The organism is Bartonella sp. CL435QHHD (assembly GCF_042195095.1).
Classification (GTDB): Bacteria; Pseudomonadota; Alphaproteobacteria; order Rhizobiales; family Rhizobiaceae; genus Bartonella.
The window spans coordinates 1-1,645 of record NZ_JBHINS010000003.1 but is presented as its reverse complement, the minus strand read 5'-3'; the positions used below and the strand labels follow the sequence as shown (position 1 = coordinate 1,645).

The following is a 1,645-nucleotide window of genomic DNA, read 5'->3' as shown; positions in this document are numbered from 1 at the left end:
ACCTCTTGATACGCCCCATACCGTTATGAATGACAGTGTTCCTTTTTAAATAAAAGGCGGTGTTATGAAAAAAAATAAAAAAAGGGGACGCCCTAAAATAGCAGGGCAGGTAAGAGAACCAAACGGACGTATATCACGTGCAAAAGCACTGCGTGAAGCCGTTGATAAATTGGCAATAGAAATGCGTGCAAAACGCTTCGGTTTAACGCTACAAGAGGCAAAAAATCCACTTTCTGGGTCTTATATAGGGCGGCTTTGTTTACAAGGCGTGCTTACACAAGAGCAATATGACGCCGCGCAACAGTATTTACAGATAAGGAATAATTACCTTTGTGCAAAAGGCTTGCCTAATGCAATTTATGACGAAATGCCATCATCATCTGATGATAAGGCAAGAGATAAATGGGTAGAATTTGCAACAGAGCAGTTTATAAACACGCAAGAGGCACTAAAAGAAGCCCAATGCCTCTATAGACAATATAACCTTTATGCAGCGCTACAGTGCCTCGTTATAGAAGATCAAATGCTACCCCACCTTGTGAATTCACTGCGCGTTGCTCTTAATGTGCTTCAGAAACATTTTGATCGTAAATGACAAGCTCTATTACGGTTGCATTATATAGTATATCGTTCGTAAGTTTCCGCAATGTTCACTGAGTTCCTTTAACCATTTATGATCATTTGTTTTCACGTGAGATACTATGTTATCTACTTGTTCTTTTCTGAAATCGTAACGCTTATCTATAGCCGTCATAAATTTTTTTGCATAATAAATCATTGGATCCTCGTTATCATTGACCACGTCGTATGCCCACATAAAATCGCTTTCACTCCAATCATATTCATCGCGTAAACGCTTTATTACATTGGGTAGATCCATTTGCGACATCTCCTTATTATAATCACCCCGCAATAAACTCATAAGGGATGCACAACCAACAACTGATATGTGACGATACAATATATCTTCCTTGTTAAAAAATGAATATTCTCCGCCATTTCTGAGTGAAAGTTCTTCTGCTTTGCGTACCTTTTCAGAATGCATAGAGCCAATATATGATTCACTTACGTATTTATTNTGAGTGAAAGTTCTTCTGCTTTGCGTACCTTTTCAGAATGCATAGAGCCAATATATGATTCACTTACGTATTTATTGTAAAGTTGATTATACTTCTCTATAGTATCTACACTTGTAAACATACGCGTCAATTTGTCTATAAATCCAAATGACGCTGATGCAGGTAGCGCTGATATAGAAAAGAAAGCTATAAATGTTATGATGCGTGTTATGGATAATGATTTCATCATTTTGAACCCTTAATTATTCATAAGTGCTGTTTAACCGATTCTTTTCAAATGTATCAATATGTGTTATTTTTATGTTGACAAAGTGTAGCAAATCGTATTTAATGACAGCACTGTACGTGGTCGTATTGTATCTAAACGAGGGATAGTGCAGTTTGGAGTCCCCGCAAATGCGGGGTTTTTTATTATCTGGAGGGCGTATTTTATGACATCAGAAAATACACAGCAGGCTCCACAACCCATTAAAAAGCGTATACCCCCAAAGGCAGGTCAAGGGCGTGTCAAAGGCGTTCCGAATAAGATGACGCGCATTTTAAAAGAAGCAGTGGTTAAGGCTGCT

At 38.1% G+C, this 1,645-nt stretch carries 2 protein-coding genes; one reads left to right on the top strand and one right to left on the bottom strand.

Features of this window, described 5'->3' with window-relative positions; all coding sequences use genetic code 11:
• The first annotated feature begins 64 nt into the window (after nucleotides 1–64).
• Complete coding sequence (locus ACFILH_RS00025; protein ID WP_375658333.1) at nucleotides 65–595, top strand: hypothetical protein; 531 nt, start codon at nucleotides 65–67, stop codon at nucleotides 593–595.
• 9 nt (nucleotides 596–604) lie between these two features.
• Here ACFILH_RS00025 and ACFILH_RS00020 read toward each other — a convergent pair whose 3' ends face one another.
• Nucleotides 605–961 (bottom strand): hypothetical protein, encoded by a 357-nt coding sequence (locus tag ACFILH_RS00020; protein ID WP_375667166.1) that lies wholly within the window; start codon nucleotides 959–961, stop codon nucleotides 605–607.
• Between the last annotated feature and the right edge of the window lie 684 nt (nucleotides 962–1,645).

What these genes read in the sequence shown, in the direction of transcription:
- ACFILH_RS00025 (WP_375658333.1), top strand. Translation starts at nt 65, where the DNA reads ATGAAAAAAAATAAAAAAAGGGGACGCCCTAAAATAGCAGGGCAGGTA.